Origin of the sequence: Pandoraea sp. XY-2 (assembly GCF_004193915.1) — a bacterium.
GTDB lineage: Bacteria > Pseudomonadota > Gammaproteobacteria > Burkholderiales > Burkholderiaceae > Pandoraea > Pandoraea cepalis.
Genome location: NZ_CP030849.1, coordinates 3246527 through 3261739 on the forward strand (window position 1 = coordinate 3246527; position 15213 = coordinate 3261739).

Annotated in this window: 14 protein-coding genes, 1 tRNA gene and 1 pseudogene; 10 read left to right on the forward strand and 6 right to left on the reverse strand. The window is 59.5% G+C overall.

The window, feature by feature from the left end:
• Positions 1-76: 76 nt before the first annotated feature.
• From DRB87_RS14670 to DRB87_RS14680, 3 genes are read right to left on the reverse strand one after another with little or no spacing between them, the layout of a single operon-like run.
• Entirely contained in the window at positions 77-1006 is a 930-nt protein-coding gene (locus tag DRB87_RS14670) for an SMP-30/gluconolactonase/LRE family protein (RefSeq protein ID WP_130026428.1), read from the reverse strand.
• Positions 1007-1029: 23 nt separating this feature from the next.
• Positions 1030-1977, reverse strand: coding sequence for an NAD(P)-dependent oxidoreductase (locus tag DRB87_RS14675; RefSeq protein ID WP_130026429.1), 948 nt, complete (start codon positions 1975-1977; stop codon positions 1030-1032).
• Positions 1977-2675 (reverse strand): RraA family protein, encoded by a 699-nt coding sequence (locus tag DRB87_RS14680; RefSeq protein WP_017231947.1) that lies wholly within the window; start codon positions 2673-2675, stop codon positions 1977-1979. Before DRB87_RS14680 ends, DRB87_RS14675 begins: the two co-directional genes overlap by 1 nt.
• A gap of 161 nt (positions 2676-2836) precedes the next feature.
• Here DRB87_RS14680 and DRB87_RS14685 point away from each other — a divergent pair, with 161 nt between their 5' ends.
• The 3 genes from DRB87_RS14685 to DRB87_RS14695 all read left to right on the forward strand — a co-directional run bounded on the left by DRB87_RS14685 (position 2837) and on the right by DRB87_RS14695 (position 4500).
• Positions 2837-3547 (forward strand): IclR family transcriptional regulator, encoded by a 711-nt coding sequence (locus DRB87_RS14685; protein WP_130026430.1) that lies wholly within the window; start codon positions 2837-2839, stop codon positions 3545-3547.
• A gap of 314 nt (positions 3548-3861) precedes the next feature.
• Positions 3862-4065, forward strand: coding sequence for a cold-shock protein (locus DRB87_RS14690; RefSeq protein WP_017231945.1), 204 nt, complete (start codon positions 3862-3864; stop codon positions 4063-4065).
• A 204-nt stretch (positions 4066-4269) separates the two neighbouring features.
• Entirely contained in the window at positions 4270-4500 is a 231-nt protein-coding gene (locus DRB87_RS14695) for a hypothetical protein (protein WP_130026431.1), read from the forward strand.
• A 243-nt stretch (positions 4501-4743) separates the two neighbouring features.
• Here DRB87_RS14695 and DRB87_RS14700 read toward each other — a convergent pair whose 3' ends face one another.
• On the reverse strand, positions 4744-5400 hold the full coding sequence (locus DRB87_RS14700) for a helix-turn-helix domain-containing protein (protein ID WP_130026432.1): 657 nt from the start codon (positions 5398-5400) through the stop codon (positions 4744-4746).
• A 184-nt stretch (positions 5401-5584) separates the two neighbouring features.
• Here DRB87_RS14700 and DRB87_RS14705 point away from each other — a divergent pair, with 184 nt between their 5' ends.
• From DRB87_RS14705 to DRB87_RS14730, 6 genes and pseudogenes are all read left to right on the forward strand, one after another.
• Positions 5585-5938 carry a RidA family protein gene (locus DRB87_RS14705; protein WP_130026433.1) on the forward strand — a complete coding sequence of 118 codons (354 nt, stop codon included), beginning with the start codon at positions 5585-5587 and terminating at the stop codon, positions 5936-5938.
• Between the two features lie 148 nt (positions 5939-6086).
• Positions 6087-7319 (forward strand): FAD-binding oxidoreductase, encoded by a 1233-nt coding sequence (locus DRB87_RS14710; RefSeq protein ID WP_130026434.1) that lies wholly within the window; start codon positions 6087-6089, stop codon positions 7317-7319.
• A gap of 214 nt (positions 7320-7533) precedes the next feature.
• A pseudogene (locus tag DRB87_RS14715) lies at positions 7534-7913 on the forward strand (transposase); the annotation flags it as partial.
• 124 nt (positions 7914-8037) lie between these two features.
• Positions 8038-9462 (forward strand): PLP-dependent aminotransferase family protein, encoded by a 1425-nt coding sequence (locus tag DRB87_RS14720; protein WP_130026435.1) that lies wholly within the window; start codon positions 8038-8040, stop codon positions 9460-9462.
• A gap of 120 nt (positions 9463-9582) precedes the next feature.
• Positions 9583-9999, forward strand: coding sequence for a cupin domain-containing protein (locus tag DRB87_RS14725; RefSeq protein ID WP_130027882.1), 417 nt, complete (start codon positions 9583-9585; stop codon positions 9997-9999).
• A 24-nt stretch (positions 10000-10023) separates the two neighbouring features.
• Positions 10024-10479 carry a carboxymuconolactone decarboxylase family protein gene (locus DRB87_RS14730; protein ID WP_130026436.1) on the forward strand — a complete coding sequence of 152 codons (456 nt, stop codon included), beginning with the start codon at positions 10024-10026 and terminating at the stop codon, positions 10477-10479.
• A 1697-nt stretch (positions 10480-12176) separates the two neighbouring features.
• Here DRB87_RS14730 and DRB87_RS14735 read toward each other — a convergent pair.
• On the reverse strand, positions 12177-13499 hold the full coding sequence (locus tag DRB87_RS14735) for an IS5 family transposase (RefSeq protein ID WP_130024442.1): 1323 nt from the start codon (positions 13497-13499) through the stop codon (positions 12177-12179).
• Between the two features lie 352 nt (positions 13500-13851).
• Here DRB87_RS14735 and DRB87_RS14745 point away from each other — a divergent pair.
• Positions 13852-14972 (forward strand): IS3-like element IS407 family transposase gene (locus DRB87_RS14745; RefSeq protein WP_130026437.1). Its coding sequence is split into 2 segments (ribosomal slippage): positions 13852-14110 and positions 14110-14972, totalling 1122 coding nucleotides; the frame shifts between segments, so codons are not numbered across the junction.
• 152 nt (positions 14973-15124) lie between these two features.
• On the opposite strand, the gene DRB87_RS14750 is transcribed toward DRB87_RS14745, so the two are convergent.
• Positions 15125-15200 (reverse strand) — tRNA-Ile (locus tag DRB87_RS14750).
• Positions 15201-15213 lie beyond the last annotated feature (13 nt).

Consider the following 15213-nt stretch of genomic DNA (forward strand, 5'->3'; position numbering starts at 1 on the left):
TGCTCCTCCACCGCACTACTTATGGTGCGATTTCCATTTATAGGGGGCACCGGGCAGACCACCCGGTGATCAAACGTCAGGACTTCGTCTTCGCCTGTTTGGGCAGCGGCCCGGGAATCGTCATCTCGGCTTTGAGCACGGTGCCCGTGACCGACTCCGTCATGAACAGCGTTTGCATGTCGGGGCCACCGAAGCACAGATTCGTGAGCGACGCCCCTTCCGGGCTGGTGAGTATGACCTCCGGCTCGGCGCGGTGGTTGAGCACCCATGCGCGACCGAGGCCCGGATTCGCGATGAAGAGCCGCCCGCTGACGTCGACCGTCAGGCCATCAGGCCCACTGGGGCCGTAAGAGGTGAAGAACTGGCCGACCTTGCTGACCGAGCCGTCGGACTGCAATGGCACGCGCCAGACGCAGTTGCCCCGCGTCATGGCGACGAAGAGGACCTTTTCGTCCGGCGAGAGCACCAGCCCGTTGGGACTCGGGCACTGGCTCAGCAGCGTGTCCAGCTTGCCGTCTGGCGAGAGGCGATAGACGCGGCCCGTGGGATCGTGCAGGCCGGTCTGTCCCTGATCGGTGAAGTACAGGTTGCCGCGTGAATCGAAGGTGAGATCGTTCACACCGCGGAAGCGCTCGGTATTGCGACGCTCGAGGTACGGACGAACCTCACCGCGCGCGATATCGAGCAGCATCAGGCCATTGCGATAGTCGGTGATGAGCAGATGCGCGTCGTCGAAACGCTTCATCCCGTTCGGTTCACCGTCGTACTGCACGACGAGATCCCATTCGCCCGAGGACGAAATACGGAAAATGCGCCCGTGCGGAATGTCGGTCACGAACAGGTAGCCGGCCGGATCCCAGACGGGTCCTTCCAGGAACGAGTCGGTGGCCATGCCGGCGCGATTCGCCAGCGCCCAGTCGGTCTGGACATCGGGCTTGCGGAACCGCGCCGGCATGCGCGTGAAGACGTCCGCTTCGCGCACTTCGGGTGTTGTGAGAAAGAACATGCTCTGCCCCCTGGATTCGAACGCTAGGCGGCGTTGCGTGCCGGCGCGTTGACGACGGCAAGCACGTTGGCGGCCGCGCCCTTCCCCATGTTCACGTAGGCCGCGTCGCTCACGCCGCCGATGTGCGGGGACAAGATGACGTTGGGAATGCCCTGGAACGGATGGGGCATGGCCATCGGCTCGACATCGAAACTATCGAGACCCGCCGCACGCAGTTGCCCGCTGGCGAGTGCCTGCGCGAGCGCCGCTTCGTCGATGAGGCCACCGCGCGCCGTGTTGACGAGAATGGCACCCGGCTTGAAGCGGCTGAGCGTTTCGCGGTTGAGCATCTGACGGTTCTCAGCGGTGAGCGGACAGTGCAGCGACACGACGTCCGACGCCGCATACAGTGCCTCGAGCGACACGAGCTTGACGCCTTGCGGTGCCTCTTTCGCATACGGGTCGAATGCCACGACCGTCATCCCGAATGACAAGCCCACGGCGGCGACCCGGCGCCCAATGGCCCCCAAGCCCACGAGACCGAGCGTGCGGCCCTCCAGTTCGACCGACTTGTGCGTGGCCTTGTCCCAATGGCCAGCTCGCAGGCGAGCGTCCAGATGGGGGACCGCCTTGGCGCAAGCGAGGATGAGCGCCCAGGCATGCTCGGCGACGGCCGCGGCGTTCGCCCCGACGGCGGCCAGCACGGCGATACCCCGCTCCTTTGCCGCCGCTTGGTCGATGACGTCGATGCCGCTGCCGTGCTTGGAGATCACGCGCAGATTCGCTGCCGCGTCCATGATCCGGGCATTGATCTTCCCGTAGCGCACGATGATGGCAACGGGCTTGTGGTGTTCACACAGGGCGACGATGTCGTCTTCCGTGGGCTGCTTTCCCGCGAAGATCAGCTCGAAGGCGTCGAGCATGGCGATGGCTTCGGGGGCGAGGTCAGCGGCGGTGACCAGCAGAACCGGCTTTTGCGTCACGGCAGTCATTACAGCGTCTCACCTTCGGCCAGCATGCCGGCGGCCCGCAATTCCTTCTCGACCCACGCCGGACGCAACTGCTCGCCGCGCAGAATGCCGTCGATGCGCGCCGTTTCTGCTTCGAGCTTCTTTTGCGCCAGATCGATGATGCGCGCCACGTCCTGCCGTGCAATGACGACAACGCCATCGGCATCGCCGACCACGAGGTCACCAGGATTCACCGCGGTGCCGCCCAGCGAGATGGGCGAGTTCACCAAGCCGGCCACGCTCTTGGTCGGGCCGCACGGATTCAGGCCTGCCGAGAAAATCGGGTAGTCGCCGTTGGCGAGTTCGTGCGCGTCGCGCACGGCAGCGTCGATGATGATGCCCGCGATGCCGGTCGCCTTTGCCTGAGTGGCCATGATTTCGCCGAGCAGCGCGCAGCTCACGTCGCCCTTGCCGTCGACCACGATGACGTCGCCCGGCTGGGCGATCGCCAGCGCGGCATGGATAGCCAGATTATCGCCCTGGCGGACTTCGACAGTAATGGCCGGACCCGCGACTTTCATCTTTGGGGACAGCGGCTTCACCCGCCCGTGCACCGTGCCGCGACGGCCGGCGACGTCGGCAAGAATGGCGGCCTGATACTTGGCTGCCGCCTCGACAAGCTCGGGCGAGACGCGCTCGATGTTTCGTTGAATGGAAGTGCCTGCGGGAGTCGTGCTCATAATTTGACCTCAAATGACGCGCTGTACTATGTACAGAGCTAATGTACAGAGTGAAATAACTATAAGACAGGCGACGCATGATCGGCACTAGCGTTTACCCTTTTACTAGGTGAATTGATGCTGTACGATGTACAATGGCATCTATTTGACGGGGGATCGGGATGGGGAACGACGGGGTCGCCGCGGTCGAGAAAGCGCTATCGCTGCTCGACTGTTTCAAGCCGGGTGCGGAATCGCATTCTCTCGGTACGCTTTCGCAGGCGACCGGGATGCACAAGACGACCGTGTACCGACTGATGAACTCGCTTGAACGAATGGGCTATGTGGTGCGCTCGTCATCGGGCAACTATGCGCTCGGCCATCGACTGCTATATCTGGGCAAGCTGTTCGAGCAATCGTTTCACCTGTCGACGGTGGTCGAGCCGGTGTTGTTTGATCTGGCTGCGCTGGCGAAGGAAAGCGCATCGTACTACGTGCACGAGAATGGCAACCGGCTTTGCCTGTTCCGGGTTGAGCCGTCCGAGGGGCTGCGTGAGACGCGCCTTCCGGGCACGTCGCTGCCGCTGGACGACACGGCCATCGGCCAGGTCATTCGGGTCTGGGGGTTGAACGAGCCGCTGTACGAGCAACCGCCGACGATCCCCATTTTCACGTCGGGTGCGCGCGACGTGCATACCGCGGCGTTTGCGACGCCGGTGTTCGGTACCGATGACAAGTTCATGGCGGCACTCACGCTCTCCGGTCCGGCGTCGAGACTGAATGCTGCGCATGAATCCGGCGAGCTGGTGGTCCCGCAATTGCGCGCCGCAGCCGATTTGTCCCGGAAGCTCGGGGCGAGTGCCGCGTTTTGCGAGCGGTTCTACGGCGTATGAGCGCGGTGGGACGTGGGATCCTGGTTGGCGCCGACAGCGGAATCAAATGCGCGTGTGCGGTGCCGGTGGATGCCCGCCTCCTTTCTGGCGCACGACTTACGCGAAACAATGTATTGCCCGATAGTGGGCGCGGATCACGATATGCTTTGACATTCCCGATCCGCCCCTGTATTCTGGGCTTCGAAATATTCAAGAAGCTCGATTGCTGATCACCATTTTCCGCCTTGTCTGCGCGGTACTCGTTGTCCTCTCCTCTTCCTTGAAGTTTTTGTCGCTCCGCAGTGGAGCTGTATTTTTTATTTCAAGGATTCAATATGGATACCGGTACTGTTAAGTGGTTCAACGATAGCAAGGGCTTTGGCTTCATTACTCCTGACGCTGGCGGCGATGATCTCTTCGCTCACTTCTCGGAAGTTCGTGGCGATGGATTCAAGACGCTCGCGGAGAACCAGAAGGTGAGCTACGAGACGAAGCGTGGCCCGAAGGGCATGCAAGCCTCGAATATCACCCCGCTGTAACGTATTTCAAGGGCCGGTCTTCCGGCCCTTCGCTTGTCTGCCTCACGCGCGCGCTTCCTCGCGCAGCGACGCTCCCCCCCCGATCCGATCGCCACACCTCAACGTGTGCATCGTTTGTCGTTTAGACACACCCCGTCTTCCCCCAACTTTCAAATTGTCTTGCTTGTATGGCGCGAATGCCATGTGTGCGCTCGACAATCGCTAATGCAAAATATCGAACATCACCACCAATACAACGGCTATTCAATTGCCCCGTCCGCGCACCAACTCTCGGACGGCTGGTTTGCTGCCAACCTCCTGCTCGTCAGAGGCGGTCCCCTGGACGCCGATCCGGTTTCGTACAATTTCTACGCGCTCGACTATTTCGACAACGAAACGCAGGCCCTGGGACACGCCACCACGTGGGCGCGTGACTGGGTCGACAATCGCGGCTAGACGGAATTGCGATGTCGCAGCGGATTGAGTCAAAAAGAAAAAAGCCATTGACGTCACCGTCGCGGGCTCACTGACTTCGTTTCACCGCCTGGATACCCGACACCGAGTCAAGCGCCCAGAAGTCCCAGATGACCGGCCCCCGACGATAGGCGTCCACAAAATCGTGGAGATCCACCGGAAAAGGCTCGCTCCATCCGGCCGGCACGTCCGACTCAACAACGAGTGGCGAGTCCCTGTCGACCCTCATCGCGAGCGCGACATTGCGGGCGGAACATGCATGTCTACACAGCAGACGATGGCGTCGACGCCAGAATCGTGCTCGCTCAGATAGACGTGCCCCACGCCACTGTCGAAATAAAGACTATCGCCTGGCGCCAGCCGGAATTCGCTGCCATTTTCAAACCGCAGCAACAAACTGCCTGACAAAACGAACACGAACTCTTCGCCCGCGTGGCGAATATAGTCAGGAAAATCTTCCAGCTTGCGCGCGCGGATGTGTGCACGCATCGGCACCATGCGCTTATTGGCAAGGTCGGAAGCGATCATGCCATAGCGATAGTTGGGGGTCTCGTATATCGTTTGCTTTCCCGCTTCAGTGAACGATGGACTCATCCCTGCGCTGAGTTCGTTGTTGCCATGCCCGAAAATGGCCGAGTAATCCAGGCCGAGTGCACGGGCAAGCGCGCCAAACTTATCGTAGGTGAGCGCAATGTCGCCGCGCTCCGCCTTTGAGATGGTCGATACAGCGACGCCTGAGCGCTCGCTCAACGTCTTGAGTGTCAGCCCGTTCTCCTTGCGCGCGCTTCGCAGTCGGGCGCCCACTGTTTCATGACTGACTTGGCCGTCGTCGCGCTTGTGCTTGCCTGACGACGCAGGCTTCTTGGGTGTAGGTGGCGTCATAGGACTTTCACTGAGCGTGCACGTTCCAGACAATACGAACCGAACACATAAAACCGATTGCATTGATTTCTTAGCATTTTCTCGTATACGAGAACGTAAATTCTCATATATGATAACCGGAACAGTCACGGATGCCTTGCGTCTGCGTTGACCGCCGTATCGTCATTCTTCTCCGAGCCAAAAAATGAACAAAGAAATCACGCGTTTGCATACCAATGTCCGCATGAGTCAGGTGGTCATTGCGGGGGGTGTTGTGTATCTGGCCGGGCAAGTGCCGATTACGCAATACGCCACGATTCCCGAGCAGACGAACGAAGTCTTGACGCGAATCGATGGGCTACTCGCCGAGGCGGGCGTCGACAAAACTCGTCTTCTGACGGCGAACATCTGGCTTTCCGATGCTCGTTATTTTGACGAGTTCAACCGCGTATGGGACGCCTGGATTCCGCAGGGACATGCACCAACGCGCGCGTGTGTTCAATCACTGTTGATGCGAGCCGGCTGCGACGTGGAAGTTGCCGTGACGGCGTTGGCCTAGGTCCGTGCGGCATTTGCCAGGTGACATCTACGATTGGGCGTTCACGACGCCATTGGGAATCGGTTGACCTATTCAAACCGCCCACTGTGGCGTTGCGACGCGACCACGCGGCTAGCCACAACAATGGGATAACGACAGTGTCTCCATCATGACATACGATGTTCTGGTACTCGGGGCTGGGATCGTCGGCGTCTCGACGGCTTTCCATTTGCAGAGTCGTGGCCTTGCGACCGCGCTCATCGACCGTAGCACGCCCGGTCGGGAAACGTCATTTGGCAACGCCGGATTGATACAGCGTGAAGGCGTGTATCCGTACGCGTTTCCTCGCGACATCGGAACGCTGCTTCACTATGCGCGAAATCAATCCACGGATGTGCGCTATCACCCGTCGGCGCTGCCGAGCATCGCCCCATTTCTCGTACGGTATTGGCATCACTCCGCGCCGCAACGCCATGCCCGCATCGCCCGTCAATACAGCACACTGATCGAGCATTGCTTGACCGAGCACCAGGCACTCATCAAACGTGCGGGTGCGGACGATCTGCTACGCGAAGGTGGGTGGCTAAAGGTCTTCCATCGGCGTGATGCGTTCGACGCGGCGCTTCTCGATACCGAGCGCTGGCAACGTGAGTACGGTGTGCCCTTCGAACGACTCGACGCAGCGCAACTGCAGAGGGATGAGCCGTCGCTCTCGGCAACGCTCATCGGGGCCATTCGACATACGGCATCGAGTTCGATTCGCGATCCCGGCGAATTGGTTGCCCGCTACGCGCAGTACTTCACATCGATAGGTGGGCACATCATGCGCGGCGATGCGACCACGTTGAAGCCGCATTGGCGCGTACAGACCCTCGAGGGGGAAATCGAAGGTCGGCACGCCGTCGTGGCAATGGGGCCTTGGTCCGACACCATTACGCGTGCGCTGGGTTACCGGCTGCCGCTGGCGGTCAAGCGCGGCTATCACCGGCACTTTTTGCCCGACACCGGCGCACAACTGAATCAACCGGTATTGGATGCCGAGAGCGGCTTTTTGCTGGCGCCGATGAACCAGGGAATTCGTCTGACAACGGGCGTCGAACTTGCGCTGCGCGACGCACCTCGGACGCCGGTTCAGCTAGCGGCCGTCGAACCCCTGGCGAGACGGCTGTTCCCGCTGGGAAAGCCGGTCGAATCCGAGCCGTGGATGGGGTGTCGACCTTGCACTCCGGATATGCTCCCAATCATTGGTCCGGCCCCCAACCATCGTGACCTTTGGTTTGCATTCGGTCACGCACATCACGGTCTGACGCTCGGCCCCGTGACCGGGCGTCTGATTGCCGAGATGCTTACTGGCGCGCCGACGTTGGTCGACCCGTCTCCATTTCGCGCCGATCGCTTCTGACCCGGTATCCCTTAGCGGCTCCGCTCGATATGTTCCGCAGCTCGGCGGCACGTCAGACATCAAAAGGTTCGTCGTGGAGAACCGCGGAGGTTTTCCGGGTAATTGATCATCTGACGCCAATAAGGACGGTGTTCTGAGAACAAATTGCTGGATCGCAAAGCACTGCAAGCGCGGGATTGCTGGAGCGGGTATCGAGTTGAGTGGGTGGAATGACCGCTCCCGGGAAACCGCCCGAGCATTTTTTGAGCAACTCCCCGAGGGCGTTGCCTAACGTATTGAGGCCGTCGCGATCGACATGAAAACGGCCTACGAGCTTGAAAGCAAGGCGAACTGTCCGCAGACTGGAATCGTCTACGACCTGTTCCACGTCCGGAACAATCCGTGCATCTGAGCGAGCTAATGCAAGCTAATCAGCCCTTGTTGTGCGTCTATTTACTACGCGACAAACTCAAGCGCCTGTGGTTCTGTTCTACCGAACGCCCCGTCCGTGCTCAGAAAGCGTGGGAACAATGGATGCATTAGGCTCAAGGTAGTGGGTTGGCTGCGTTGAAATCGATTGCCCAGCGCCTGCAAGGCGACTGGCACGGCATGCTTCACGTCATTTCCGGACCGCCCCAGACGGACGCCCGATTTGGCGCCGGCACTGACTGGCGGCATTACACCGAGAAAGTTACGCTTCCCATGGTTCAGGGAAAAGGTCCATTCTCGACAAATCCCAATGTACTATCGCGTTCATGCCCCCCTTTCCATTGGCCTCGATCGCGCCGCACGTATCTCGCTGTCGGTGCAAATTTACAGCTCGATTCGAAATGCGATCGAGTCGGGCCAGCTTGCTGCGGGCGCGCGGCTGCCCTCGTGGTCGGATTTGGCCGCGCAGCTAGGTGTGTCCCGGGGTACCGTGCGTGCCGCCTATGAACGTCTGATCGATGAGCAGTTCGCGATCGGCCTTGGCGCGGCCGGCACCCGGATCGCCGCCCGGCCCTTGCCAACGACGACCACATGGTCGCCGGAAGCGCCGCCGCTGCCGGATTTGTTCAACGACTTCAGCACGGTGCCGTTGGCGTTTCAGATGGGTGTGCCTTCTCAAGACGCCTTTCCGTTCAAGCTCTGGTCACGCATTCAGGGACGCGCGGCGCGCAGAGCGGCCGCGGCTCCAGTCGGATACCCCGATCCCCGCGGCGATCCAGATTTGCGACAGGAGATCGCGGCGTATCTTGGCGTCGCTCGCGGGCTTCGATGCAGTCCCTCCCAGGTCTTCGTCACGGCAGGTTTCTCCGGCGCGCTCAATCTGGCGATTCGCGGCCTGCGCGTGGAAGGCAGACAAGCCTGGATGGAGGAGCCTGGCTTTCCGCTCACGCGTACGGCGCTCGGGCTGGCCGGCATGACGGTGGCAGGTGTACCGGTAGACGCGGACGGGCTCGATATAGAGGCTGGCATGCGGATCGCGCCCAGCGCCGCCCTCGCAGTGGTAACACCCGGTCAGCAGGCACCGCTCGGGATGACGATGTCGCTCCCTCGACGGATTTCACTGCTCGCCTGGGCCAAACAACACGACGCCTGGATTATCGAGGACGATTATCTCGGCGAATTGCAGTTGAAAGGTCGGGCCGCACCGGCCCTGGCCTCGCTCGATCAGGACGGCCGGATTCTGCACATTGGAACCTTCAGCAAGACAATCAGCCCGGCGCTGCGCTTGGGATTTCTCGTTGTCCCGCCGGACCTGGCACGCCGCTTCGGCGATATCACGGCATGCCTTTCGCCCGCCCCGGCGGCATCCGTGCAACACGCCGTCACCGAGTTCATGCACGATGGACACTATCTTCGCCATCTGCGGCGCATGAAGCGCCTTTACACTGCCCGACAAGACGCCCTGGTTCGCTGTCTGAAGCAGCTGGCCTCGGATTCAATCAAAGTGCAGGCCTCCGCCGGCATGACGGTCGTGGTCGCGCTTCCACGATCGGTATCGGATATCGATATCGCTTTGCGGGCGCGAGCTTTCGGGCTCGCCCCGGTTCCTCTCTCACCCTGGTACACGGGCAATCCGGGGCAGCAGGGGCTGCTGCTCGGCGTGACGAATCTGCAAGACAGAACGCTGACGGCCAACTGCTCACGCCTGCTGGAGCTCGTTCTCGGGCGCCACTGACGGACCGGTGGGACACGCTCCGTCATTGCTTCTTGGTACATCCAAACTGTTCATTCCTGGTGCTTTCGCGTGCCCGCGTGTCACACGACAATGCAGGAACACAAACGGAGCCCGACATCCATGAACATTCGATCCATCGTAGGAGCCGCCTGCACAGCCGTGACTCTGGGCATCGCCGTATCGGCCGCAGCGCATGGCGCGGCCGAGACCGTCACACCGAACTTTCGGCACGCCATTCCCAACATTCCGGGTAAATCGTTGACCGCCGTCGTCGTCGACTACGCACCGGGTGCAGCGTCGCCCGCGCATAGGCATGCGGGCTCCGCTTTTATTTACGCCTACGTCTTATCGGGCGAGATCGAGTCGCAGGTCGATGACGGTCCGAAGCGCGTCTATCAGGCCGGCGAGAGCTTCTTCGAAGCGCCCGGCGCGGTCCACCGCATCAGCCGCAACGCGAGCGAAACAAGGCCTGCCAAGTTGCTCGCCGTGTTTGTCGCGGACAGCAGCGACAAAACCTTGACCACCCCCATCAAGTAGATCACCCCTTCAAGGAGTTACCCCATGAGCAAGCGCCTCGACTACATCCAGATTGCGCCCGCGGGCGTCAAAGCCCTTGGCGGCGTCTACGGCTACGTCATGCAGAGCGACCTGTCGCCGGTGCTCGTCGACCTGGTCTACTTGCGCGTCTCGCAGATCAACAACTGTGCCTATTGCCTGGACATGCATACCCGCGACTTGCTGAAAAAAGGCGTGGCGGTCGAAAAGCTGGCGCTCGTGCAGGCATGGAGGGAAGCGGGGCGTCTGTTCGACGACCGTGAGCGTGCTGCACTCGAGTGGGCCGAATCGGTCACGCTGGTTGCCCAGACTGGCGTACCGGACACGACCTACGACGCTGCCCGCGCAGTGTTCAATGAACGCGAGCTGGTTGACCTGACCATCGCCATCAGCCTGATGAATACCTATAACCGTATGGCGATCAGCTTCCGGAACACGCCTCAGGCCGTCACTGAGCAGTGAAGCGTCGACACGCTCGTCGCATAGAGAAAACGAAGGCACGCAGACAATAAGCCCTGCACAAACCATTGATTCCCCCCAAAAAAAGCCCCTGACGTCACCGTCAGGGGCTTTTTTACTTCTTTGGTAGGCCGTGCTGGGTTCGAACCAGCGACCAAGGGATTATGAGTTTGCAGCTAACTGTGGATGCCTAGGAAAATTAAAGGAAGGCGACCGTAAGCAGAAACATCGAAAAATGTTTACGCGACAATAGGTTAGCGAAGTTTTTAAAAGTTTGGCGAACTTTATGGGTGTACCTGGACTGTACCGAATTTAATCATTGTCGCAGCAGATCCGAGCGTCGACCCCGGCAGCCGTTGACGCATTTCTGGTCACCGCGATGAGGCTTGTTTCGCCCATTGAACGGTGCATGCCGAGAACCGGAAAAAACACGACTATCGACATCACGCAACTTGGCCTTTAGGCGTTCCCCTACGTAACCGCACCGCCGCCCATGAGTCGCCAGTTTCACCGGCGTCTAGAATAAACGCTCATCAACTGATACGCCAGTTTTGCGCTTCGTCCCATGCACGTCACTGCATTAACTTCAACCAATCCGCCTCCATGAATCCCGGCACGATTCACTAACAAATCCGCCGGCCGATCATGCATTTCCCTGTGGCTAAGCACGCCTCGATTGCCATTTCTCTGTCGCTAAAGCGAACGCCGACCTCGGGCCTAAATGATTGAAAATCATCATAATTCGCATCATGCTCGCGAAATAAGCCGACGTACGCGTATATCGCAACCTCAATATCGTCAATATGTTTATTTAGATTAATCCATATCTCGAAACCATTAAAATTTTTCTCGACTATTTCCCACATTGCCGCACCTCCAACAATCCCCTCGAATAGTCAACGGGATCAGGAAAATAATTCTCTCATTGAGAGAGTTCTAATGGACGAAGAAGTCGAGACTTACGAATAGCAAAATAACGGACACTCCATTTCTGCGGCACTCAGACAATTGCTCGGTGTTTATGCCACGCTTGGGATGAAAATTCCGGCCGAGTCATGCACGTCTCCCGAGTGACACACTCCCCGAATTTTGATGCTATTGCTTACCACGCCGGCCGGACGGTGTACGCGTGGCGGAAATACGAGCGGCCAAACTGGGTTGGCTCAAAGCGCATTCCAACTCGATGTATCAACTCGCGAGCGAGTAAAGCGTTGATGACTGCATCCGATGGTTGATGAGGGCTTTTTTCAGCGATGCGCTGAAGTGCTGCGGTAATGGCCTGTACTGAAAGGGCGAGCATTTTTTGCTCCTGTAAGAATTTTAAGGCCCCCTCGCTCCGCGTTTCGATCGAGACCGCTCAGTTGGCCGGTTTGCGATCATCAGTGGTGCGTTGGCAGATCCACCGGCCAACGCGGCCGTGCTGAGCCAACGTCGTTGCCACGCTCCTTTGGCCCAATCCAATTGCGTAAGCAATGGATACGACGGAGAGGAATTTTGCTGTATCCGCTGGCGTATACGACGAATACAGAAACCAATTTGGAGGTGCAAACATTTCGGTCATACCTCAGTTGTGCGTCTACGGACGATGCCATCTGACAACGAGCCCCCAGACCTATCGCCCGCACGATTCGCGACGCCGATCGAATCAAACAGTCTGCGTTAGTCGGCCCTGAACAATTCATTTTGCTCGGCAAATGAGTTCACGCTGCCGACGGCGTAGCGGTTTCGAAGCCAAGCAAAGCGACGAGAATCAGGGCGTAAAAAAGCCGCAGCTTGCGCAGGATCATCCGCAGATTGTGGCCTGCGCCGCACAGCACCGCGTGCATTGCATCACCGAGCGCACCCTTGAGCCAATTGCGATCGAGTTTTCCATCTGCCTTCATGTGTCCGATGGCTGGCTCGATCGCGCTGCGCCGCCGGATCATCGCGCGCAAGCCTCGCGTGATACCGCGTCGCAGCCCCGGGTGATAGACCTTCACACCGTCAATGGCGACACCCTTGTAGCCGCGATCGACGACGGCGATCTGCGGCTGAACGTCGCTCAAGATCGCCGCCTGCTCCAACGCTTCGGCCAACGTGTGCCCGTCGTACGGATTACCCGGCATCGAGCGCGCGCCGATTACGAGACCTTCCTTGTGCGTCGTCGTGATCGACACCTTCACGCCGAACTCGTACGGCTTACGAGCTTTGCCCTTGGCCAAGCACTCCACTTCCGGCGCATGCAGCGCGTACAGCTTGTTCTTGTCCTTCTGCTTCTGCGTGAGAATGCGCTTCGTGCGGCCAATCAGATCTTCCAGCGACGCCCGGCTTGGCTGTGCAACGTCGTCCAGTTGCCGCTCGACGTCGCGCATCACGCGTCCCACTCGCGAACGCAACGTGCGCAGCGCTTTCTTCATCCGCTTGTACTGCTTCGCATGGGCGTAGCGACCGATCTGGCCTGCCAGTCGTGGCGCTTCGCGGTTGTAGTTCTGCCGCAGCTTCAGCCCATGCCGCTCAGCAGCCTTCACCAGATGTTCCCGGCAACGTTCGAGCAGGCGCGAATCAGTGGGATGCGCGATCGCCTTCTCCATGACCGTCGTATCAACGATTACCCGCTTCAGGCTCGACGTCTTGATGACGTTCCCTCGTTTGGCCGCCTCGATGGTCTCGGCGAGCAGTTCCTCAACACCAGCCTCGCCCAGACGCTTCCTCCAGCGCGTCAGGCTCGACGGATCAATCGGCGGCTGCGTCTGCAGGTACGTCTCGCCGGTGAACACTTGCCAGTACGGGTTCTCAAGCCATTGCCATACCACCTCTTCATCCGACAGATCGAACGCGTGCTGCAAGTACAGCAGCCCTGCAATCAAACGCGGCGACGTTGCCGGTCGCCCGCGATGCGACACGAAGCTCGCACTCATCGCCGCGTTCAACCGCTCCCAGTCGATCAGATCGGCAAGGCGAACCAACGGATGCTTCAAGTTGATCTGCTCGCGCAGCGGTTGGCGGAAGAAATCTCCCTCTGGCACCAGCGTCTTCGGACCCATCCACACCTCGTCAGGATTTGCAGGATTCACGCATCAATATGCCCGCTTCTTGCAAATCCAACAACACCGTTTCGGCTTCACAGCCTTACTGCATACGCCTCGCACGATTATTCAGGTCCGACTGCGTTAGCGTCGAACGACCTTCGGTTCCAATGGAGACGCGGGATCGCTCGTAGCGACATTAGTGATCTGGACTGAAACTGCGAGCAACCGATCATGCTTTCGTCCCGCGCGGGCTGCGTCTGGGCCGCGAAACACAAAAGGTTCTAAACAAAAGCTTTCGTTGACCTGCCCCCTACAAACAGGGCCAGCCGGAGTCTAGTAAAGTTCGTTTTCGGAGAAGAAGACGAACATGAAGAAGCGATTTACGGAACAGCAAATCATCGGGTTTCTGAAGGAAGCTGAAGCCGGCATGCCGGTCAAGGAACTGTGCAGGAAGCACGGGTTCAGTGACGCGTCGTTCTACACCTGGCGCGCAAAGTTCGGCGGCATGGAAGTCTCGGAAGCGCGCCGGCTCAAGGACCTCGAGGTGGAGAATGCCCGGCTGAAGAAACTGCTGGCCGAAGCAATGCTCGATATGGAAGCGTTGAAGGTCGTCGTCAAGGGAAAGCCCTGAGCCCGCAAGCCAAACGCGAAGCAGTGTCGGCGATTCGGGAGAAGGTCAACATCTCCGAGCGCCGCGCCTGCCGGCTTGTCGGGCTTTCTCGCAGCGTGCTGCATTACGACGCGAAGTCGGACCACGAGAATGAGGTGCTAGCGGCGCGTCTGGTGGAGTTGGCGCACGAACGTCGTCGATTCGGCTACCGCCGGCTGCATGCCCTGGTGGAACGCGAAGGCATGCACGCCAATCACAAGCGCATCTACCGCCTGTACCGTGAGGCAGGGTTGGCTGTGCGGCGCCGTCGCAAGCGCCACGGCGTCATGATTGAGCGCGAGCGACTGGCATTGCCGGGCGCGCCCAACGAGGTGTGGTCAATCGATTTCGTGATGGATGCGCTGTCCAATGGCCGGCGCGTGAAGTGCCTGACCGTGGTCGATGACTTCACGAAAGAGGCTGTCGACATTGTCGTCGACCATGGCATCTCAGGTTTGTATGTCGCTCGGGCATTGGAGCGTGCAGCTCGCTTCCGTGGCTATCCCAAGGCGGTGCGCACAGACCAGGGACCCGAATTTACGAGCCGCGCGCTTGACCAGTGGGCGTATGCAAACGGCGTCACGCTGAAGTTGATTCAGGCGGGCAAGCCAACGCAGAATGCGTACATCGAATCGTTCAACGGCAAGTTCCGCGACGAATGCCTTAACGAGCACTGGTTCACGACGCTCGCGCACGCTCGGGCTGTCATCGCGGCATGGCGTCAGGACTACAACGAGCAAAGGCCGTACAGCGCACTGAACTACCTTGCGCCGTCAGAGTTTGCGGCGAAACATCGAGCAACCGCGGATGCTCCTGCCGCTTTCCAGGAGCTGGTTTAACGGGACTTTGCTAGAAGCCCATTGGCCCTATTGAAGGGGGCAGGTCACGGGGAGATTAGACCACTACATTTCGACAGAAAAATCCCCGCACAAATCATTGATTTCAAAACAAAAAGCCCCTGACGTCACCGTCAGGGGCTTTTTTACTTCTTTGGTAGGCCGTGCTGGGTTCGAACCAGCGACCAAGGGATTATGAGTCCCCTGCTCTAACCACTGAGCTAACGGCCCTCAACTACCGGCG